This window comes from Corynebacterium sp. HMSC08A12, assembly GCF_001807485.1.
Taxonomy (GTDB): domain Bacteria; phylum Actinomycetota; class Actinomycetes; order Mycobacteriales; family Mycobacteriaceae; genus Corynebacterium; species Corynebacterium evansiae.
In genome coordinates, this window is sequence record NZ_KV789187.1 from 1 (window position 1) to 20,088 (window position 20,088).

The 20,088-nt window shown below is 61.5% G+C and carries 20 protein-coding genes and 5 tRNA genes; 7 read left to right on the forward strand and 18 right to left on the reverse strand.

Features of this window, described 5'->3' with window-relative positions; translation table 11 throughout:
* Positions 1 to 378: 378 nt before the first annotated feature.
* From murA to HMPREF3166_RS07210, 4 genes are all read right to left on the reverse strand, one after another.
* The gene (gene murA / locus HMPREF3166_RS07195; protein ID WP_070488462.1) at positions 379 to 1,635 is read right to left on the reverse strand and encodes a UDP-N-acetylglucosamine 1-carboxyvinyltransferase; all 1,257 of its coding nucleotides are present in this window, start codon (positions 1,633 to 1,635) and stop codon (positions 379 to 381) included.
* Between the two features lie 70 nt (positions 1,636 to 1,705).
* Entirely contained in the window at positions 1,706 to 2,563 is an 858-nt protein-coding gene (ramA, locus tag HMPREF3166_RS07200) for an acetate metabolism transcriptional regulator RamA (protein ID WP_035004588.1), read from the reverse strand.
* A 180-nt stretch (positions 2,564 to 2,743) separates the two neighbouring features.
* A complete protein-coding gene (locus HMPREF3166_RS07205) occupies positions 2,744 to 3,280 on the reverse strand; it encodes a DUF2505 family protein (protein WP_035004938.1) in 537 nt (178 codons plus the stop codon).
* A gap of 38 nt (positions 3,281 to 3,318) precedes the next feature.
* Positions 3,319 to 4,107, reverse strand: coding sequence for an enoyl-CoA hydratase-related protein (locus tag HMPREF3166_RS07210; RefSeq protein WP_210383932.1), 789 nt, complete (start codon positions 4,105 to 4,107; stop codon positions 3,319 to 3,321).
* Positions 4,108 to 4,309: 202 nt separating this feature from the next.
* Here HMPREF3166_RS07210 and cysK point away from each other — a divergent pair, with 202 nt between their 5' ends.
* Both cysK and epsC read left to right on the forward strand, forming a co-directional pair.
* Complete coding sequence (cysK, locus tag HMPREF3166_RS07215) at positions 4,310 to 5,245, forward strand: cysteine synthase A (RefSeq protein WP_070488465.1); 936 nt, start codon at positions 4,310 to 4,312, stop codon at positions 5,243 to 5,245.
* Positions 5,246 to 5,431: 186 nt separating this feature from the next.
* Positions 5,432 to 6,016, forward strand: a complete 585-nt coding sequence (gene epsC, locus HMPREF3166_RS07220; protein ID WP_034986168.1) for a serine O-acetyltransferase EpsC — start codon at positions 5,432 to 5,434, stop codon at positions 6,014 to 6,016.
* 12 nt (positions 6,017 to 6,028) lie between these two features.
* Here epsC and HMPREF3166_RS07225 read toward each other — a convergent pair whose 3' ends face one another.
* The 3 genes from HMPREF3166_RS07225 to HMPREF3166_RS07235 all read right to left on the reverse strand — a co-directional run bounded on the left by HMPREF3166_RS07225 (position 6,029) and on the right by HMPREF3166_RS07235 (position 6,612).
* Positions 6,029 to 6,313 carry a GNAT family N-acetyltransferase gene (locus HMPREF3166_RS07225; RefSeq protein ID WP_049049879.1) on the reverse strand — a complete coding sequence of 95 codons (285 nt, stop codon included), beginning with the start codon at positions 6,311 to 6,313 and terminating at the stop codon, positions 6,029 to 6,031.
* 116 nt (positions 6,314 to 6,429) lie between these two features.
* A tRNA-Phe gene (locus tag HMPREF3166_RS07230) sits at positions 6,430 to 6,502 on the reverse strand.
* Positions 6,503 to 6,538: 36 nt separating this feature from the next.
* Positions 6,539 to 6,612: transfer RNA gene (locus tag HMPREF3166_RS07235), tRNA-Asp, on the reverse strand.
* An 81-nt stretch (positions 6,613 to 6,693) separates the two neighbouring features.
* Here HMPREF3166_RS07235 and HMPREF3166_RS10250 point away from each other — a divergent pair.
* Entirely contained in the window at positions 6,694 to 6,885 is a 192-nt protein-coding gene (locus tag HMPREF3166_RS10250) for a hypothetical protein (protein WP_210383933.1), read from the forward strand.
* On the opposite strand, the gene HMPREF3166_RS07240 is transcribed toward HMPREF3166_RS10250, so the two are convergent.
* From HMPREF3166_RS07240 to HMPREF3166_RS07255, 4 genes are all read right to left on the reverse strand, one after another.
* Positions 6,864 to 6,940 (reverse strand) — tRNA-Asp (locus HMPREF3166_RS07240). The two genes, HMPREF3166_RS10250 and HMPREF3166_RS07240, sit on opposite strands and share 22 nt — an antisense overlap.
* A 1-nt stretch (position 6,941) precedes the next feature.
* Positions 6,942 to 7,014, reverse strand: a tRNA-Glu gene (locus HMPREF3166_RS07245).
* A 185-nt stretch (positions 7,015 to 7,199) separates the two neighbouring features.
* Positions 7,200 to 7,272, reverse strand: a tRNA-Lys gene (locus HMPREF3166_RS07250).
* Positions 7,273 to 7,366: 94 nt separating this feature from the next.
* Positions 7,367 to 8,872 (reverse strand): acetyl-CoA hydrolase/transferase family protein, encoded by a 1,506-nt coding sequence (locus tag HMPREF3166_RS07255; protein ID WP_070488488.1) that lies wholly within the window; start codon positions 8,870 to 8,872, stop codon positions 7,367 to 7,369.
* 290 nt (positions 8,873 to 9,162) lie between these two features.
* On the opposite strand from HMPREF3166_RS07255, the gene dusB reads away from it, so the two are divergent.
* Together dusB and phoU are read left to right on the forward strand one after the other, a co-directional pair.
* Positions 9,163 to 10,287 (forward strand): tRNA dihydrouridine synthase DusB, encoded by a 1,125-nt coding sequence (dusB, locus tag HMPREF3166_RS07260; RefSeq protein WP_070488491.1) that lies wholly within the window; start codon positions 9,163 to 9,165, stop codon positions 10,285 to 10,287.
* A gap of 88 nt (positions 10,288 to 10,375) precedes the next feature.
* Complete coding sequence (gene phoU, locus HMPREF3166_RS07265; RefSeq protein WP_049050079.1) at positions 10,376 to 11,116, forward strand: phosphate signaling complex protein PhoU; 741 nt, start codon at positions 10,376 to 10,378, stop codon at positions 11,114 to 11,116.
* 68 nt (positions 11,117 to 11,184) lie between these two features.
* Here phoU and HMPREF3166_RS07270 read toward each other — a convergent pair whose 3' ends face one another.
* From HMPREF3166_RS07270 to mshD, 6 genes are all read right to left on the reverse strand, one after another.
* A complete protein-coding gene (locus HMPREF3166_RS07270; protein WP_049050080.1) occupies positions 11,185 to 11,736 on the reverse strand; it encodes a gluconokinase in 552 nt (183 codons plus the stop codon).
* A gap of 199 nt (positions 11,737 to 11,935) precedes the next feature.
* On the reverse strand, positions 11,936 to 12,712 hold the full coding sequence (pstB, locus tag HMPREF3166_RS07275) for a phosphate ABC transporter ATP-binding protein PstB (RefSeq protein ID WP_035004600.1): 777 nt from the start codon (positions 12,710 to 12,712) through the stop codon (positions 11,936 to 11,938).
* Positions 12,713 to 12,783: 71 nt separating this feature from the next.
* Positions 12,784 to 13,704 carry a phosphate ABC transporter permease PstA gene (gene pstA, locus HMPREF3166_RS07280; RefSeq protein ID WP_049050081.1) on the reverse strand — a complete coding sequence of 307 codons (921 nt, stop codon included), beginning with the start codon at positions 13,702 to 13,704 and terminating at the stop codon, positions 12,784 to 12,786.
* Positions 13,705 to 13,716: 12 nt separating this feature from the next.
* The gene (pstC, locus tag HMPREF3166_RS07285; protein WP_049050082.1) at positions 13,717 to 14,778 is read right to left on the reverse strand and encodes a phosphate ABC transporter permease subunit PstC; all 1,062 of its coding nucleotides are present in this window, start codon (positions 14,776 to 14,778) and stop codon (positions 13,717 to 13,719) included.
* 142 nt (positions 14,779 to 14,920) lie between these two features.
* Positions 14,921 to 16,006, reverse strand: coding sequence for a phosphate ABC transporter substrate-binding protein PstS (pstS, locus tag HMPREF3166_RS07290; RefSeq protein ID WP_049050123.1), 1,086 nt, complete (start codon positions 16,004 to 16,006; stop codon positions 14,921 to 14,923).
* A 396-nt stretch (positions 16,007 to 16,402) separates the two neighbouring features.
* Positions 16,403 to 17,440 carry a mycothiol synthase gene (gene mshD, locus HMPREF3166_RS07295; protein WP_049050083.1) on the reverse strand — a complete coding sequence of 346 codons (1,038 nt, stop codon included), beginning with the start codon at positions 17,438 to 17,440 and terminating at the stop codon, positions 16,403 to 16,405.
* Between the two features lie 166 nt (positions 17,441 to 17,606).
* Between mshD and HMPREF3166_RS07300 the strand changes: the two genes are divergently transcribed.
* Positions 17,607 to 18,425 (forward strand): LmeA family phospholipid-binding protein, encoded by an 819-nt coding sequence (locus tag HMPREF3166_RS07300; protein ID WP_070488467.1) that lies wholly within the window; start codon positions 17,607 to 17,609, stop codon positions 18,423 to 18,425.
* 10 nt (positions 18,426 to 18,435) lie between these two features.
* Positions 18,436 to 19,077 (forward strand): heme-binding beta-barrel domain-containing protein, encoded by a 642-nt coding sequence (locus tag HMPREF3166_RS07305; RefSeq protein ID WP_034986150.1) that lies wholly within the window; start codon positions 18,436 to 18,438, stop codon positions 19,075 to 19,077.
* Here the strand turns inward: HMPREF3166_RS07305 and HMPREF3166_RS07310 are convergent.
* Entirely contained in the window at positions 19,074 to 20,036 is a 963-nt protein-coding gene (locus HMPREF3166_RS07310) for an aminodeoxychorismate lyase (RefSeq protein WP_070488469.1), read from the reverse strand. The genes HMPREF3166_RS07305 and HMPREF3166_RS07310 overlap by 4 nt on opposite strands.
* Between the last annotated feature and the right edge of the window lie 52 nt (positions 20,037 to 20,088).

Below are 20,088 nucleotides of genomic sequence, written 5' to 3' on the forward strand. Positions count from 1 at the left end.
CGCTATTGAGTTCTCAAACAACCTACGCACACAACAAACACGCCACACAGTGGCAGTCACGTTGCGACGGATTACGAGTGTAAAGCAACCGTGAAGATAAAGCAAATTCCCGGTAAACAACCCGTTGCACTCGCACACAAACGAACTGTTTTTACAGCTTCAAGATGATTGGCCAGACGCTTATGACTTCCAGCGTTCCGAGAGTCTGTAACTCGCGGCGCCGTGTCGCGCTGACTTGGATTAATGTACACACACCCCACACCAAACACAAACCCGCAGGCCACAAGGCATTTTCACACGGCGTGAAATCACACTAAAGTGCACATGCGCCCACATAGAGCTTTCAACGCTGCATAGGCCGCTGCACAAGCGCACCCTTTAGCGCTTCACGCGCTCCACTTCTGCACCCAGCGAGCACAGCTGTTCCGGGAACTCCGGGTAGCCACGGTCAATGTGGTAGACGTCGTGCACTTCGGTCTTCCCATCCGCCACCAGGCCGGCCAGCACCAGGCCCGCGCCTGCACGAATGTCGGAGCTCCACACCGGCGCAGAAGAAAGCTGCTCCCTGCCCCGGATTACTACGTGGTGGCCGTCGATGCTGGCGTCCGCACCCAAGCGCATCATCTCATCGACAAACCGGAAGCGGGACTCGAAAATATTTTCCGTGATCACGCTCATCCCCTCGCTCACCGTGCACAGCGCAATAGCCATGGGCTGCAGGTCAGTCGGGAATCCGGGGAATGGAAGCGTTTGGTAGTCCACCGCCTTGGGACGCTCGTGCTGCACCACCCTAAAGCCGGTCGGATAGGTCTCTACCTGCGCTCCGGCGAGCTTTAGCTTCTCCAGAACCAGGTGCAGGTGCTGCGGATCGATACCGCCAACCGTGATGTCTCCCCTGGTCATTGCTGCGGCATACGCCCAGGTGCCGGCGACGATGCGGTCGCCGACAACCTCGTGGTCCACCGGGTTCAGCCGCTCCACGCCCTCGACGGTGATGGTGTTGGAACCAGCGCCGCTGATCTTCGCGCCCATCGCCACCAGCATGTCGCAGAGATCCACGATCTCCGGCTCGCGCGCCGCATTGTCCAGCGTGGTGGTGCCCTCAGCCAGCACAGCGGCGGTCAGAATGTTCTCTGTCGCGCCCACCGAGGGGAAGTCCAGCTTGATCTGTGCACCACGGAGCTCTTCGGCTTCGGCGACCAGGCAACCGTGCTCAATCTTGGTGGTTGCGCCCAACAGTTCTAGGCCGGACTGGTGCATGTCGAGCGGGCGGGAACCGATGGCGTCACCACCAGGAAGAGCAACCCGCGCCTTGAGGCACCGCGAGGTCAATGGCCCCAGCACCGCGACGGATGCACGGAACTGGCGCACGGCGTCAAAGTCCGCGTTGTACTCGATGCGCTCGGGAGTCGTGATGCGCACGACGTCGCCATCAAGCTCCACCTCACAGCCCAGGCCGCGCAGAACCTCAGCCATATAGGGCACGTCGGCGATTTCGGGACAATTGGTCAACGTGGTGGTTCCAGGCGCCAAAAGCGCTGCTGACATGAGCTTAAGCACGCTGTTCTTGGCGCCGGACACCTTAATGGCGCCCTGCAGCCTGGTTCCACCTGTCACTACGAAGCTGTCTTTCACGCCACCCAGCCTATAAAAAAATCGCCCCGCGCAAAGCGGAGCGATTCTTCGAAGCAATATCAGGGCAATATCAGGGCAGCGCGCCGATACGCCGAGCGGCGTTGACCGCCTCGTAACGGGTGTGCGCCCCGAGCTTGCGCATCACGGAGCGCAGGTAGCTCTTCACGGTCTCCGCGCCAATGCCCATCTCGGCCGCGGCCTCCACATTCGTGTGCCCCAGGGCCACGCAGGCCAACACGTCGAGCTCACGCGCCGAAAGCTTGGTGGTCTGCTTCACGCGCACCGGGGAAACCATCTGATCGCATAGAACCTCGAGGTCGCGGCGCAGGTCCTCGTCCTCCACGCGGTTTGCGAGCATGCGCAGCTTGCTGTGCGTGGCGCGGACCTGCTCCCATTCCGCCCCGGACATCGATCGGACCTGCTTGTTTGCGGTCGCTCCCGCCGTGGCACCGCGTCCAGCGTCGTTTGCGCGCAGCGCCTCGTTGACCGCGATCTCCTGCTCCAGGCAGCGGGCGGTCATGGTGACCTCTTCGAGCACCTTGTCGCCCATGCGGGCACGGGAGTGGACGCCAGCGTAGAGAACGCCCCTGACTTCCCGCTTCACAATCACGGGAACTGCGACGACGGAGTGCAGGCCCTCATCGCGGATGTGGCGATCGAAGTCATGGCTGATGGCCTTTGCCCGGGTGTAATCAGAAACTCCCACTGGGCGGCGGGTGGTCACCACGCGGCCACCAACTCCCGCACCCGGAGCGATCTCGAGGTTGTGCAATGCCGGGGTGCGCAGGCCCACCCACTTGGAGATCCGCAGCTTTCCATCCGCCGAGCTCGTGGCGTACATGGTCACCGGAATGCCGGTCGCGTTCTTTAGAGAATTCAGCGCAGAAATGATGACGTCGTCGTCATCGCGTTGCCGCTGCTGGTCCACCTGGTTCACTCCTCAAACTTGACCTGTGGCGCCCACCCGAAGGGCTAAGACGTCGTGTGAGAGGGAGTATAGTTCACCCCCTTGCTACCCCCAAAACTGCCCCCATGTTTCTTTTACAAAAAGAGACGGGAGCGCACACAACCTTATCGGGGCTAATCGACTGGGTTTTCTCAGAAAAAGCTAAGCGCTACCTAGGTTTTTGATACGCGCCAAACTGTTGTCCACCGTCTTGTCGGCAGCCTTCAAAAGATGCTTTTCCAGCCTTCCGGCGATCAGCGGTACCGACACGTCTGCGGTCAGAATCGCCTCCACTGCGGTCTCCGCCGCACCCTCTGCGGCGACCTCCCCGCTACCTTCAGCGATAGGCGCGTAGACGAAGTGGGTATCCATCGTCCCCATCTTCATCGGTAGATCCATCTCGGCCTTGACCTCGAACGCACCGGTCTCATCCGGGCGCGAAACATAGGTCTCTTGATATGCGATGGGCGACTCGCCGTCCTTGGAGAGTTCTTGTAGCTCTTTTTGTGACGCCCTCACGCCAACCCGCGCCCATACCCGACCATCGGGCAGAACTTCCCGCTCGGCCTCGATGATCTGGGATTCCGTTTGCTCCACCATTCCTTCGTCGGTCAGCAGGAACGCCTCGCTGGAGACGACCTCGTAGACATCATGAATGGACAGGTCAATGGTGCGGTTGACTTGCTTCGAATGCGACATATCCGCAATTGTGCCAGGAATGGCGCCCGGTGGCGCGACTAGCGGTGCTGCCACTCCGGCTTGCGCTTCTCCACGAAGGCCGCCATGCCTTCCTTCTGATCCGCGGTGTCGAAGAGTCGCCAGAACTGCTGGCGCTCCGCCTCCACGCCCTCTTCCAGGGTGGTGCAGTAGGCCTCGTCCACCATTTCGGTGGCGGCAGCCGTTGCGACGTGGGACATGCTTGCCACCTTGGCTGCTACTTTCTGCACCTCATCGGCGAAGCCCTCTGCCGGGAGCACGCGGGAAACCAGGCCGCTGCGCTCAGCTTCTTCGGCATCCATCATGCGACCGGTGAGGATCAAATCCATGGCCTTGTACTTCCCCACTGCGCGGGTCAGTCGCTGGGTGCCACCCATGCCCGGGATGATGCCCAGGGTGATCTCCGGCTGGCCGAACTCTGCGCTCTCGCTGGCCAGCAGAATGTCGCCGAGCATCGCCAGCTCGCAGCCGCCGCCCAGGGCGAAGCCGGATACGGCGGTGATCAGCGGGGTCTTCAGCTGCGCCAGCTTCTCCCAGTCGCCGAACAGGCGCTTCTCTGCCACCTCGGGGTAGGTTTCATCCTTCATTTCCTTGATATCCGCGCCGGCGGCGAATGCCTTTTCGCTGCCGGTGATGACGATGGCACCGATCTGCGGATCCGCGTCCAGCGCCTCCGCTGCCGGGACAATCTCAGAGAGCACTCCACTGTTCAGTGCGTTGAGGGCCTTCGGGCGGTCCAGGGTGATGGTCGCAACGGCGCCGTTAACGGCCACCTGGATGTTTTCGTAATTCTGGTTTTCGGTAGTCATGCTTGCTATTGAACCAAATCCCCTGCTGCCGTGCCTGAGAATCTGGCGAAGCTTGGGTGCGTAGGGGCGTCAATAAGAATCATTAGGCGCCCTTAAACACAGTGTTCAAGCAACCAACGAGGAATCACAGTGGTGCCCAGCGAACGAGCAGTGTAGACTACCCGGTATAGACCGATCAGTCTAGAACGAAAGGATCGCCCCAATGGCGAAGATTTACAACAACATCACCGACCTCATCGGCGGAACTCCGCTAGTTAAGCTGGGCGCATACGGCGAAGGCCTGAAGGCCAACGTCCTGCTGAAGCTGGAGGCCTTTAACCCGGCCAACTCCGTGAAGGACCGCATCGGTAAGGCCATCATCGAGGCAGCCGAGAAGGACGGCACCCTGAAGCCGGGCGGCACCGTCGTTGAGGCGACCTCCGGAAACACCGGTATCGCGCTGGCCATGGTCGGCGCCGCTAAGGGCTACAAGATCATCCTGACCATGCCGGAGACCATGTCCAACGAGCGTCGCATCATGCTGCGCGCTCTGGGCGCAGAGCTGGTTCTGACCCCGGGTTCCGCCGGCATGCAGGGCGCAGTCGACAAGGCTAACGAGATCGTCGAGAACACCGACAACGCCATCCTGGCCCGCCAGTTCGCCAACCCGGCAAACCCGGAGATCCACTACAACACCACCGGCCCGGAGATCTGGGAAGACACCGACGGTGAAGTAGACATCTTCGTTGCCGGCGTGGGCACCGGCGGCACCATCTCCGGTGCGGCTAAGTACCTTAAGGAGAAGAACGACAAGATCGAGATCGTCGGCGTGGAGCCGGCGGACTCCCCGCTGCTGACCGAGGGCCGCTTCGGCCCGCACAAGATCCAGGGCCTGGGCACCAACTTCTTCCCGGAGAACCTGAACAAGGACATCCTGGACCGCGTAATTGACGCTCCGCTGGAGAACGCAACCAAGACCGCCCGCGAGCTGGCTGTCTCTGAGGGCATCCTCTCCGGCATCTCCTCCGGTGCAGCCGTGTGGGCAGCCGTGCAGGAAGCTCAGAAGGACGAGAACGAGGGCAAGACCATCGTCGTCATCGTTCCCGACTTCGGCGAGCGCTACGTCTCCACCCTGCTGTTCGACGACCTGCGCGACTAATTCCGCTCTGGCAGTCGGCCGCAATTTAGTGAATCTAGTGGCCGCGGCTGTCCAGTAGCTACTGGCTGCAGGCAAGTAGGCGCTACCGCCTTTCCACCCAGCGGTGGAATAGGGGGCAGCGCCTTCTCGTTATAGTGGCTGCGAAAGCTTTTAAGCCGATACCCAACCAACCGAAAGACCACACCGTTGAGCATTCTTGGACGCATCCGCGAAGACCTGGCCAATGCCCGCGAACATGACCCAGCAGCGCGCGGAGACGTAGAAAACGCCATTGTGTACTCCGGCCTGCACGCCATCTGGGCGCACCGCGTATCCCACGCACTGTGGAAGCGCGGGCACCGTGGCATCGCGCGCATCATTAGCCAAGCGACCCGTGGCTTCACCGGCATCGAAATCCACCCGGGCGCCACCATTGGCCGCAGATTCTTTATCGACCATGGCATGGGTGTGGTCATCGGCGAGACAGCGGAGATCGGCGATGACGTCATGCTCTACCACGGTGTGACGCTCGGCGGCTCCGAACTAGTACAGCGCAAGCGCCACCCCACCATCGGCAACGGCGTGATGATCGGCGCAGGCGCGAAGGTGCTGGGCCCCATCACCATCGGCGAGGGCTCCGCGATCGGCGCCAACGCGGTGGTGACCAAGGACGCTCCCCCGAACTCCATCCTGACGGGCATCCCGGCGAAGATTCGCCCCCGCAAGCCCAACCAGAACACCCCGCTCGTCGACGCCGTGAAGTGGGTCGACGACATGCAGAACAACATCTAGGCGCGCAGCCAGCTAGGCCAGCAGCTCCTTAAAGTCCGGGTTCTTCTCCACGAAGGCCGCGACAGCGGAGCAGCTGGCCTTAATCTTTAGCCCCGCCTCCTTGGTCTCCAGCAGAGCCTCGCTAATCAGCGGCTTGGATAGCCCCTGGCCACGGAACGCTGGATCCACCACGGTGTGGTTGAAGTCGCGGACGTTGCCCTCCTGGGAGTACTCGGCGAAGCCTGCCTCCTGGTCGTCCACGTAGATGACGAAGCGGCTCTGCTCTTGATCGTGAACGATGCTCTTGGTGCCTGACATACTGCTGGGGCTCCCTTCCCTATTGCTCTTCTTATCCTCTAGTAGCTGTGCTAGCTTCTAGCCCCCAGTGTACGTATGGCAAAACCCCGGTAGCTTTCCGCTACCGGGGTGGAATGTGGCCAGAGCCGGGATCGAACCGGCGACCTTTCACTTTTCAGGCGAACGCTCTACCAACTGAGCTATCTGGCCTTCGTTGCCCGACCGCTTCCGATTCGAACATCGAAGCGACCCTGACGGGACTTGAACCCGCGACCTCCGCCGTGACAGGGCGGCGCGCTAACCAACTGCGCCACAGGGCCAATCTTGCCTGCGCAACTAAATAAAACGACCAGACAACAACTTGTCTAAGCCGTCCGTTGCACGAGAATAGACTCTACACAGTGTCAAAGTTCTTAAGCAAATCAGCTGTTCAAACGTCATTTCTGGCAGGCTTTCACGTCACTGTTGAAGTGTCCAACACGCAAGCTAGGGGCGTCACAAAGAAAGACAAAAAGAAAAAGAACCTCCCCGGCGCGAAAAGCACCGGAAAGGCTCTCCATGAGGTCTTTTATGGCGACCCTGACGGGACTTGAACCCGCGACCTCCGCCGTGACAGGGCGGCGCGCTAACCAACTGCGCCACAGGGCCGTACTCCCAACGGGATTCGAACCCGTGTTACCGCCGTGAAAGGGCGGGGTCCTAGGCCTCTAGACGATGGGAGCTCTACAAAGTAAGCCAGCAAGAAACTCTAGCTTTCCTTAGCAGCTTGAACAGTTTAAACCAGGTGCGAGCGCCAGAACAAATCGCCCGGTGAAGTGGAGAAATAGACAGCCGCAGGCAACGCAAAACCCCGCCGCGGCGCGACCATGATCTCCATGGAAGCGCCCCGACGGGGTAATCGCGAACGTGGGCCCTGCGGGGCTCGAACCCGCGACCTGCGGATTAAAAGTCCGTAGCTCTACCAACTGAGCTAAAGGCCCAACGGGAGCATTCTATCTAACGTTTCTTTGAAGCAGAAAATTGCCCCCTAGTGCCGTCACCGGCGCCGTGCCGGTGACGAGACTAGCGCCAGCACTAGCCCTTCATGGACCCCTTCTCCGCCAGGTTGAGGTGGAAGCTGAAGGCGGTCTTCAGGTCGTGCGGGGTCTGCAGGTGGTTGCCCTCGGCGCAGGCGCGCTCGTAGTACTCCTCCAGCAGTGGACGGTAGTCCGGGTGCGCAACGGAGATGATCTTCGGCACGCGATCGCGCGGTGCCAGGCCACGCAGGTCCGCGTAGCCGTGCTCCGTGATGATCACCATCACGTCGTGCTCCGTGTGGTCGACGTGGGAGGCGAAGGGCACGATGGCGGAAATGGCGCCGTCCTTGGCCGTGGACGGGGAGATGAAGGTGGACAGGAAGGCGTTGCGCGTGAAGTCGCCGGAGCCACCGATGCCGTTCATGATGCGCGAACCAGACACGTTCGTGGAGTTCACGTTGCCGTAGATGTCACAGCCGATCATGCCGTTGGAGGCGATGAGGCCCGTGCGGCGGATGACCTCCGGGTGGTTGGAGATCTGCTGCGGGCGCAGGACGATGTGCTCGCGGTAGCGCTTCGCCTCTTCATTCATCTTCTTGGCGTACTCCGGGGACAGCGCGAAGGAGGTTGCGGAGGCGACGGTCATCTTGCCGTTGTCGATAAGGTCCAGCATGCCGTCCTGGATCACCTCAGTGTAGGCCTGGATGTTCTCGAACTTGGAGTCCAGCAGACCCGCCATCACGGCATTCGGCACGTTGCCCACGCCGGACTGCATGATGTAGCCGTCGTAGGTCAGGCGACCGGCCTCGACCTCTCCCTCGAGGAGGTCCAGGAAGTGCCCGGCGATCTTCTCGGAGATCTCGTCGGTCGGCTTGAACGGTGCGTTGCGATCCTCGGCGTTGGTCTTCACCACGGCCACGACCTTGTTCTGGTCTACCGGGATGTACGGCGTGCCGATGCGGTCGCCGGGGCGGTTGATCGGGATCGGGGTGCGGTTCGGCAGGTCCTGGATCTTGTAGATGTCGTGCATGCCCTCCAGGTCAAGGGACTGCCACTCGTTGACCTCGATAATGATCTTGCGGGCGGAGTTGAGGTACTCCACGTTGTTGCCCACTGCCGAGGACGGGATGATGTTGCCCGCCTCGTCGATACGCACGGCCTCTACAACGGCTACGTCCAGCTGTCCAAAGAAGCCTTCCTCGACCTGCTGGCCGAGGTGGGAGAGGTGGATGTCCTGGTACTTAATTTCGCCAGCGTTGATTTTCTTGCGCATCACCGGGTCGGAGGCGTAGGGGGTGCGGTAGCGCACAGCATCGGCCTCGGCCAGCACGCCGTCGCAGTCAGGTGCGGTGGAGGCGCCGGTGAAGAGGTCGATCTGGAAGTCTTCCCCGCGACCGTGCAGTTCCTTAGCCTTCTCGGCGATGGCCGTCGGCAGCGCCTTGGGGTAGCCCGCTCCCGTGAAGCCGGACATGCCGATCTTGTCGCCGTGGTTGATGAACTGCGCCGCCTCGTCGGCGGACATGACCTTGGACCTGTAGAACTCGTTGGCGATGCGCTCAGACATCGGTTCCTCCTCCATAGCTGTTTAGCGGTTTCTCCGCTCCTTTCCTCAGCCTACATAAGCGTGACGTGGCTCGCCCTCGCCCCTCATGCGAATTGTTGAACATTTATTGGCGCTCTTTGGTTATTGACGCCCTTTGGTATTCGTCCCTCCCCAGTGTGACAATGGTGGCCGTGACTACATCGACCGCAACCCCCACCTCCACCACCCCGCAGGACTCAACCACCCCGGCTGGTTCGCCCGACGCAGCGCCCCAGTCCAACCAGCGATTCCAGGGCCTGAGAATCGGCAAGATGCAGCTCGACTCCCCCGTCGTGCTCGCTCCGATGGCAGGCGTGACCAACGTGGCCTTCCGCAGCTTGTGCCGCGAACAGGAGCGCGAACGCATGGGCTCCGTCGCCGGGCTGTACGTCTGCGAAATGGTGACGGCTCGCGCTCTGGTCGAGCGCAATCCGAAAACCCTGCACATGACGACCTTCGCACCAGACGAGGATCCCCGCAGCCTGCAGCTGTACACCACCGACCCGGAGTACACCTACAAGGCGGCCAAGATGATCGTCGACGAGAACCTCGCCGATCACATCGACATGAACTTCGGCTGCCCCGTGCCCAAGGTCACCCGACGTGGCGGCGGCTCCGCCCTGCCCTACAAGCGCAGGCTCTTTGGAAACATCGTGGCTGCCGCGGTTAAGGCCACGGAAGGCACGGACATTCCAGTGACCGTGAAAATGCGCGTGGGAATCGACGACCAGCACCACACCCACCTGGATGCCGGCCGCATCGCCGTGGAAGAGGGTGCGGCCGCTGTGGCTTTGCACGGCCGTACCGCAGCACAGCGCTACTCCGGTCACGCGGATTGGAACGAGATCGCGCGCCTGAAGGAGCACCTGGCCCACACGGGCATCCCCGTGCTGGGCAACGGCGACATCTTTAAGGCCACGGATGCCCGCGCCATGATGGAGCAGACCGGCTGCGACGGCGTGGTCGTAGGCCGGGGTTGCCTGGGCCGCCCGTGGCTCTTCGCGGAGCTCTCCGCCGAGCTGCGCGGCCTGCCGATCCCCAGCGAACCCACCCTGGGCGAGGTAGCGCGCATCATCCTGCGCCACGCGGAACTATTGGCCGCCCACGACGGCGAGCAGAAGGCCTGCCGTGACCTGCGCAAGCACATGACGTGGTACCTACGCGGTTTCCCCGCCGGCGGGGAACTGCGCCGCAGCCTGTCCCGGGTGAGCAGCCTGGACGAGCTGAAGTATGCACTTGCCGACGTATGGGACTCCCCCGCCCTGGCGGAGGACGCCGACGGCGCCCGCGGCCGCCAGGGATCCCCCGCAAAGGTGGCCCTGCCGGAGGGCTGGCTGGACGACCCGGAGGACGAGACTGTCCCGGACGGCGCCGACATCGAAAACAGTGGTGGTTAATAGTTTTCGGGGCTATGGCATTTTCGGGGCTATACGCGGGGGGCTAAACCTCAGCGCCACCGAGCTCCAGAGACTATAGTTTTTTCACATGCGTAGGGTGTACCGAAACCAACTCCGGGAATTTAAACACGACATTTCGCTGATGGCGGATTTCGTGCGCACTGCGCTCAATTCCGCTACCCGTTCTCTGCTAGAGACCGACTTGGAGCTTGCCGAAAAGGTCCTTAGCAGCGTGGATACACTCGAGGATCTGCGCGAGACCGCAGTCAAGGATGCCTTCCAGCTGCTAGCGCTGGAAGCGCCCGTGGCGCGGGACTTGCGCATCGTCGTTGCCGGCCAGCACATTGTCGAGGATTTCACCCGCATGGGCGCGCTTGCGGTGCATGTGGCAAAGGTGGCGCGGCGGCGTCATCCAGAAAATGCTGTACCCGAGTCCGTCCGCCCCTATATCGAAGAGATGGCTCGGCAGTGCGACAACTCGGCGGCGAAGATCCAGGCCCTGCTGCGCGAGCTCGACGTAAACACCGCCCTCGAGCTCGTCGAAGACGACGACGCGGTCGATGACATCCACCGCCACATCTTCCAGCTGACCACCCAGCGCGAATGGCCGCACACAGTGCGCGAGGCCGTGGACGTCACGCTGCTGTCGCGCTACTTCGAGCGCTATTCGGATCACGCGGTGGAGATCGCCAACCGCATCGTCTTCATCATCACCGGCCTCACGCCGGACGAGTACCACCGCAAGCAGGAGAACGACGAGCTGCAGCAGCGCTTCCGCGAGCAGTTCGATGAGATGCGCTACCGCTACGACACGAACCTGGATTACTAGCCGGCCGCAGTGCGCCGCCGGCCGCTGCCGAGCGCAGCTAGGCGCAACCGGGCGCAGACCGCGATTATCTAGCGCGCGTACGCCTTCTTCGCGAACATGGCGGCGTTCAGCGCATCGTCGAGCAGCTGCTCTGGAGTGCGGCTAACGTCCAGCTGGATGCCCTTCTCCCCCGGCGTGAGGCGCTGCAGATCCTCCAGCTGCGCGGTCAACAGCTCGCGCGGCATGTCGGCTTCTCCCACACGGTTCTTCATGCGCTCCGCGAGCACGTCCTCGGTACCATACAGGTGCACGTAGAACACGGTCGCGTTCTCGCCCACGTCGTTGAGGATCTCGCGGTGGTCGATGCGCAGCGCGGTGCAGGCGGTGACGGTGTTGTTACCCTGGGCGGCCTCGTCCGCAATCCAGTCGCGCACGATCCCTAGCCACTTACGGCGCCCGGCCTCCGGCGGGAGCTTGCCGTCCTGCAGGATCTCCAGCGCCCCCTCTGGGTGCAGATCGTCGGCTTCCTGCAGCTGCCAGCCGGTCTTCTCGGCAAAGGCGCGCGCCAGGGTGGTCTTGCCGCTGCCGCTGACCCCCATCACGACGACGTGGAGGGTTGCCGGAGTCTCTTGGCTAGACATGTGGCTCCTTTCTTCTCTGCGGTGGTTCTCTGGGTTACCCGTTACTGCCTTCCAGTATGCCGTTTATTTTTATTATTGACGCCAAAAGCGGGGTTCCGGCGCCAACCGGAACCCCGCTAGTGGGTGGCAAGCTCAGCGGGAGCCTGCCGAAGACACTTTTTCTAAGATCCTGTACCTGCTTGACGGGCAGGTAGGAGTTTTATCCGAAGCGACCGGAGATGTAGTCCTCGGTCTCCTTCTTCGTCGGGTTTTCGAAGATCTGCTTGGTCGGGCCAACCTCGACCAGCTGGCCGGGCTTGCCGGTTGCTTCCAGGGAGTAGAAGGCGGTCTGATCGGACACACGGGCTGCCTGCTGCATGTTGTGCGTCACGATGACGATGGTGAACTCTTCCTTCAGCTCGTGGATCAGATCCTCCACGGCCAGAGTGGAGATCGGGTCCAGTGCGGAGCAGGGCTCATCCATCAGCAGAACTTCCGGCTCGACCGCGATGGCGCGGGCGATGCAGAGGCGCTGCTGCTGACCACCGGACAGGCCGCCGCCCGGTCGGTCGAGACGATCCTTAACTTCGTCCCACAGGTTGGCGCCGCGCAGTGCGCGCTCTGCAACCTCGCGGAGCTTCTTCTTGTTCTTTTCGCCGGACAGCTTCAGTCCGGCCACTACGTTCTCTTCGATGGACATCGTCGGGAACGGGTTTGCCTTCTGGAAGACCATGCCGATGGTGTTACGGACAGCCACCGGGTCGATCTTCGGGCCGTAAATGTCTTCGCCGTCGAGCAGGATCTCGCCCTTGACGTAGGCGCCGGGGATAACCTCGTGCATACGGTTCAGGGTGCGCAGCACGGTGGACTTACCACAGCCGGACGGGCCGATGAAGGCGGTCACTGCCTTCGGCGGGATGTGCAGGTTGACGTCCTGTACGGCATGAAAGTCGCCGTAGTAGATGTTGACGTCGTTGAGGTCTAGGCGCTTAGCCATTGTGTTGTTCTCCTAGGAAAAGGCTTTGTTTGGGTTTAGGTCCCGGTGGGGTCAAAGGCTTGGGGTGAGCCTTAGACCTTCACCGAATAGCGCTTCGAGATCAGGCGGGCGCCAATCATCAGGATTGCCACGAGCAGCACCAGGGTCAGTGCGGAGCCCCACAGGCGCTCCAGCACGAACTCGTTACTGCCCGCGCCGTACAGGTCGACCATGTACAGCGGCAGGGACTGCTGGCCACCTTCGAACGGGTTCCAGTTGATCTTGGTGGTGGAGCCAACCAGGATCAGCACCGGTGCGGACTCACCCATCACGCGGGCTACGGCCAGCATGATGCCGGTAACGATGCCGGACAGCGCGGTGGGAAGGACGATCTTCACGATGGTCTTCCACTTCGGCACACCCAGTGCGTAAGAGGCCTCACGCAGATCCATCGGAACCACGCGCAGCATCTCTTCCGCGTTACGCACGATGATCGGAACCATCAGCAGAACCAGCGCAAGCGACACTGCGAAGCCGGAACGTTCGAAGCCAAACATGGTGATCCACATTGCGTAGACGAACAGGGCGGCGACGATGGAGGGAACACCGGTCAGAATGTCGACCATGAAGGTCGTGATGCGGCCGAGGAATCCGCCGCGGGAGTACTCCACCAGGTAGATAGCGGTGAACACACCGATCGGGATGGAGAGGGCGGAGGTAACCACGACCTGCATCAAGGTACCGATGATGGCGTGGACTGCACCACCACCGGCCTTGTTACGCGGCTGGCCGACCATGTCGTAAACCCACCAGTCGGGGTTAAGGATCGCAGGCAGACCTTCGCTGAGAACCTTGATCAAGACCCACAGCAGTGGAACCAGAGCCAGCGCCATGGCGAAGTAGATGATGACGGTGGCAAGCTTGTCGACCGCCTTGCGCTTACCGGAAATCTGAGTAAACAGCTCGGAGGACGAAGAGGACTTCTTGTTTTCTACAGTTGCTGCATCTGTCATTGTTCTCTTCTCCTACTTCTTCGCCACAACGGCGCGGGCGGCAGCGTTAACCAGGAAGGTCAACAGGAACAGAACGAGGCCGGCGGAGATGTAGGCACCCGCCTTGAGCTCGTCGTTGAACTCCGGCGCGGCCGCGGCGATGGCGGTTGCGAAGGTTGTACCACCGTCCATTAGGGAGCCACGGAAACCCGGAGCACTAGCGATGACCATGTACAGCGCCATGGTTTCGCCCAGCGCGCGACCCAGACCCAGCATTGCACCGGAGATGTAGCCGGACAGGCCGAAGGGCAGCACGGTCATGCGGACAACTTCCCAGCGGGTTGCGCCCAGTGCCAGTGCGGCCTCGACGTGCCCCTTCGGGGTCTGCACGAAAACCTCACGGGTGGTAGCGGCGATAACCGGCAGAATCATGATTGCCAAGACGATGCCACCGGTGAAGATGTTGCGGGAGGTGGAGAACGGCGGGGAGCTACCCTGCTGGTGGTTGAACAGGAAGAAGCCACCGGCCCAGCCGGACAGCCATTCAAAGAAGTCGCCGAGTGCCGGGCCGAGGACGTAAGCACCCCAGATACCGAACACGATGGAGGGCACGGCTGCCAGCAGGTCGATCATGAAGCCCAGGGGCTTGATGAAACGCTTCGGGCAATAGTTGGACAGGAAGATCGCGATACCCAGCGCAACCGGCATGGCCAGCAGGAGGGCGACGATGGACACCAGGACGGTGGTGAAGAACAGGTTCGGGATACCGAACTGCATCCACCCGCCGTCGTTGTTGGTGTAGTCGGTGTTCCAGCGCTCACCGTAGGTGAAGAAGCTGAAAATACCGTCGCGCAGGCGGCTCAGTGCGGGGACTGCCTGCAAAATTAGGAACAAACCGATCAGGCCGATGATCACGGTGATCAGGATTGAGGAGGTCTTTGCCAGCGTTTCGAAAACAACATCGCCAGGGCGCTTAACGCTGCCACCGCCGGAGCGCTGGCTATCTTGCGCCAACTGGTGATCCTGCTTCGGCTGAGGGGCGTCGCCCTCTGCCTTTGCGGACTTGGCGACCTCAACCTTATTGGCGTTTGCCATGAGGGATCCTTAAAAGGTCGTTATTCAATACCAGAATAAAAGTGAAAAGTGTTTCGCGTCACTGTAGTTACCGCATTCAGACCGCAACCCCCGATCGAAGAACGAGCGGGGGTTACATCGCTGTCTAAATGCCAGCGTTTAACTACTTCAGAGCGTCGACAGACTCTTCCAGCTTGGACTTGAACTCGCCGTCCACCGGGATGTAACCCTGGTCAGCCAGCTCGTCGTTCTGGTTGTCCAGGATGGTGTTCAGGAAGTTCTTAACCAGCTTCGCGGTGTTGTCGTCGTAGCCAGCGGAGCAGACGATCTCGTAGGTGGTCAGAACCAGCGGGTACTCGTCCTCGCCGTTCATTGCGTACAGCTTGTCAGCGTCAACGACCAGGTCGTTGCCCTCGCCGGAGAACTCAACCTCGCCCAGAGCCTTGTTAACGTTATCCTTGTTCAGCTCAACCGGGCCGGAGCCGAAGTCGATCTTGGCGATGTTGACTGCGTCGAGCTCCTCAGCGAAGCCGGACTCAACGTAGGTGATTGCGCCGTTGGTAGCTGCAACCTGGTCAGCGACACCCTTGGACTTCGGAGCACCGGTGCCGACCTCGGTCGGGAAGCTCTTGCCCTCGGAGTCCCACTCACCGCTGGAGGCAGCCAGGAACTTCTGGAAGTTGTCGGAGGTACCGGACTCGTCAGAGCGGTACACAACCTCGATCGGGTCGGACGGCAGATCAACGCCCTCGTTCTCAGCCTTGATGGCCTCGTCGTCCCACTTCTTGATCTCGCCCTTGAAGATCTTTGCAACGGTCTTGGTGGACAGGTTCAGCTCGTCCACGCCCTCCAGGTGGTAAGCAATTGCAACCGGGCCGATGACCATCGGCAGGTGCCATGCGTCGTTACCGTCGCAGCGCTTCTTAGCGTCTGCGATCTGGTCGTCCTTCAGCGGGGAGTCGGAACCAGCGAAGTCAGCCTGGCCAGCGATGAACTTCTTCTGGCCGTCACCGGAACCAGAAGCGTTGTAAGCCAGGGTAGCGCCGGTGCTGGAGAAAGCCGGGCCGAAGATGTTCTGGATTGCGTTGTCCTGAGAGGAAGCGCCTTCGCCGCGCAGTTCGCCGGTGGCCTCCTCCATCTCGCGAGAGCCTTCGCTGCTGCCGCCTTCGTTGTTGTCAGCGTTGGAGCAGCCGGTCAGAATCAGGGAACCAGCAAACAGGGTTGCAGCTGCAGCGCTGGCGCGCTTCATGGTGAACTTCACGAGGTTTTCCTCCGAAAAATTGTCAGAAGTACAGAAAAGTGTCTTACAGGAGAAGCCCGCAGTTGTAGGAGCCACTCTTGCGTCACCAAGAAAGTTAATCGGCGCTTATGGATTTAAAGAGTGCTGTAAGTGAACAGCAGGTGAACAACAGCATTTATGCAGCACATCCAACTTTCTCGGTTCAGAAAGCAATGCCAAAGCACCCCCAGCACCACACCTAAACGCTACCCCCATGTGACAGAAAGTGGCTTCATTTAACCCGCAGTTAACCTACGGCGTTACTGAACCCACTTCACCCTTAGCGATACGCAGCAAGTGAGCATAAACGTTTCTCAGCATCTACCAATGAACGCTTAAGGCTCCTCGCTCCGTAACCCCCACTACTTAGAGACACCCACGGTAAACCACATCGGTGTGCACCACCTCGAAGCCAAGCCGCTTGTACGTAGAAACCGCGGGCGCGTTGTCCCCCTCCACATACAGCTCAATGCGACCGCAACCGTTGTCCAGCAGCAACTTCATTCCCAGCTGCGTGATCGCCTGTCCCAGTCCCCTACCACGAGCATCGTCAGCGAGGCAGACGACGTACACCTCACCCGCCCGCTCGCCGGCATCTTTTTCCTTCTCTTCCAGCGGGATCTTCGTCCAGTGGAAGCCCACCAGCCGGAAAATATCGTCGTTTCCCTCGCCGCCATCGGCAGCACAGGGAATACCCACCCGCTCGGCAGCAGACTTCTCATCCCGCACCCACAGCAAGATAACCGCATCCGGATCGAACCAATTAGTGTCGCGAGCAGAGCGCAAGTGATCTACGTCCCAGCCACCTTGCTCGGGGTGCCACGCAAAGGCCTCATTATTGACGCGCACCCACTCGGCGTCCACGGAATCCGCGTCGAAGCGAGCAACGGATTCGGTGTAAGTCAGGACCTCAATTTCTTGCTCCTCGCAGCGTTTCTCGGCTTCTGCACCGCCCGCCTCAATGGCCCTGGCCGCCTTCGTCGCCGGCGCGCAGTCCAACGACATCTTCAACAGTTCACGGGTTCGGCGGGCATCCAGCGACTCGACAAAGCGCTGGGCGCCGGCGGAATCTCCGTGCGCCCAGACGTCTATCGCGCCACTCACCCCCAGCTGGTCACGCAAAGCTTCGAACAGGGCGATCCCCACCCCGCTGTGGCGAACCTCCGGGGCGACGGCCAGCTCGATCACGCGATCCTGGTCGATCGCCAGCACACCGACCACACGCTCGCTGTTCCTTGCCACCACGTGCTTGTGGCCGCGGTTCTCGTCGATGCCACGCAGGAAAGCCTCACTGATCGCAGGCACCCCATCTGCCTCAGCGACCTCGTCCAGCACCTCGTGAACCCCCTCCAACACCTCAGAGTGCTCCCACAGGTCTTCAAATGTGTCGTAGGTAATAGCCATGCCCCCAATTGTCCCTCACTTTCGGCATTTTTGGGGCAGATTTCCGGGGTTTCTTAACGCTTCGCTGGGATTGCTGCGGCGGAGGCGTGGCGTCATAAAGAAGGAACAGGGGCACCTAGTAACCTGTAGGGAACAACAAAGAAACTCGAGAAGGGGGCCCGGCCAGGTGAAGAAGATCGCAATCCGCGGCGCGCTCACCCTCGTGCTGGTGCTGCTCGTAGCGCTGATCGTCGATAGTGTGATCGCCGCCCGCGCCGAGCACAAGATCTCCGAGGCGCTATATGCCGATTCGAACCTAGCCAACCCGCCAAAGGTGCAGGTGGCGGGCTTCCCCTACACCGGCGCCGCACTCAGCCACGAACTCCAGGCCGTCACCGTCGTCGCCAACGACGTCGACGTGCCTGGCTTCGGCCTGATGAGCGTGCAAACCTCGGCGCAGTACATTACGGTCTCCGCAGACGATGTTTTCAACGGCACCATTGAAAACGCCCCAGCGCGCAAGGTCTTTACTCGCCTGCAACTGGACGGCGTGCTGTTAGGTAACCGCATGGATATCGAGGCGCTGCAAATTCAGAATCTCGACGACATCTCGCCCCGCGGCGGCTGGGAGACCGAGGCCATCTTCGAAGGCAAACCGAAGGGCTTCGCCAAACCCGCGAAGGTCGAGGTTAAGCTGCGCATCGTCGAAGGCACCATGGTGATCACCCCGACCAAGATCCTCTCCGCCCCCGACGGTCTAGGCATCAAGGCCAAAAACGTCACCGACGAAACCGTACTCGATACAGACATCAAAAAGCGGGTTAATGACGCCTTTAGTTTGAGCATCCCGGGCAAGGAACTACCCATGCGGGGCGATCCGGAGCGGATCTTCGTCTCCGGTGGTTCGGTGTTCGTCGAAGCCTCGCAGGTGTACACGAAGATCAGCCTGTCCGATTTGGCTCCGCGATCCCGACCCTTGAGTGAAGAAGAACTCCCCAGCCTATAGTCTTAAGGGCATGGCTGAAGAAGAAAAGAAGAAGTTCAAGGTAGACGCTAACGAAGCGGTCAACCTGGCCGCCGAGCAGTCCAAGTCCACCAGCGACAAGAACCTGCCGGAATTCGGCGACATGCCCATCCCCGACGACACAGCCAACCTGCGCAAGGGACCCAACCTGCACGACGGTCTGCTGGCGCTGCTGCCGCTGATCGGTGTGTGGCGTGGCCAGGGCCAGGCGGCGCCTCCCGGCGAGGAGGAGTTCACCTTCGGCCAGCAGGTCGTCTTCGCCCACGATGGCGAGAACCGCATCAGCTACGATTCCCGCACCTGGCGCATGGACGACGACGGGCAGCCGACCGAGACTCCCGGGCGCCGCGAGTCCGGCTTCCTGCGCATCAATGACGACGACGAGATCGAAATGATCCTCACCCACTCCGATGGCATGGTGGAGATCCTGTACGGCAGCCCGCTGAACGAGCGCGCCTGGCAGCTGGAAAGCGCCTCGACGATGGCGACGGCGACCGGCCCGACGAACCTGGGGCCGGGCAAGCGCCTCTACGGCCTGATGCCGAACAACGACCTCGGCTGGGTCGACGAGCGCCTCATCGACGGCGAGATGGTTCCCTGGCAGTCCGCGCAGCTGTCCCGCGTGGTCGGCTAGCCGGTAACAGCCTCCCAGGCCATCTTTTCAACCTCGTCGGCGACCTCCGGACGGGGCAGCTGGGTGCCGTCTAGTTCTGTCACCCGTGCCTGCACGCGCACGGAGGAGACCAGCCACACGCCGGCGGCGGCTGTAAGGTCCTCGACCCGCAGCACCCTTTCCTCGGTGACCCATCCGCGCTGCTCGGCCAGCTTAAAGAGCGCGGCCTGCGAGGTGCCCTTCAAAATGCCCACATGCGCCGGCGGGGTGACGAGCTTCTTCTCCCCTGTCGTCGGGTCCACCTCCGCGGCAACCACGGTCGAGGTCGGCCCCTCCAGCACTAGCCCCTCGTCGGACAGGAAGATCACGTCGTCTACACCGCGGGCCTTCGCGCTGCGCAGGGCGGCCATGTTGGCTGCGTAGGACAGCGTCTTCGCGCCGATCAGCGCCCACGGGGAACGCTCCGATAGGTCGATGCGGAAGCCCCGCTCGGCCGTCATCACCCGCACGCCGTGCTCCCGGTCGTGCAGCACGTGCTCGCTGACCGGCGCCACCGTGACCCAGCCCGTCGGCTGGCCCGTGGATTCCCGTCCGCGCGAGTAGACCCAGCGCAGCGCGGCCTCCTGGCCCGGCCCGTTCTTCTCCTCGAAGTCGGCCACGGCTATGTCGGTGGCGCGGAACCAGCGCTCCAGGTTCGGCTCCGGCAGGTCCAGCATCGCGGAGCTGTTGAGGAAGCGTGTGGCGTGGCGCTCGCGGTTGCGCACGTTGCCGCCGCGCAGCATGAAGGTCTCGAACACCCCGTCGCCACGCACGGCGGCCAGATCGTCTGCGTAGATCATCGGCACGGTCGCGTCCCGAACCTTTGGGTCTTGGGTGGCAGCTGCCGTGCCAGCGCCCGTGCCAGCGCCTGTGCCGACCCCAGCCTCGCCCAGGACGTCAACGACCACGAACTTTGCTTCCTGATTACTCATGCTTCTCATTCTATTCCCGAGCTGTTCCCGGAAGTTTTGCATGTCCCATAGAGAGCTGCCA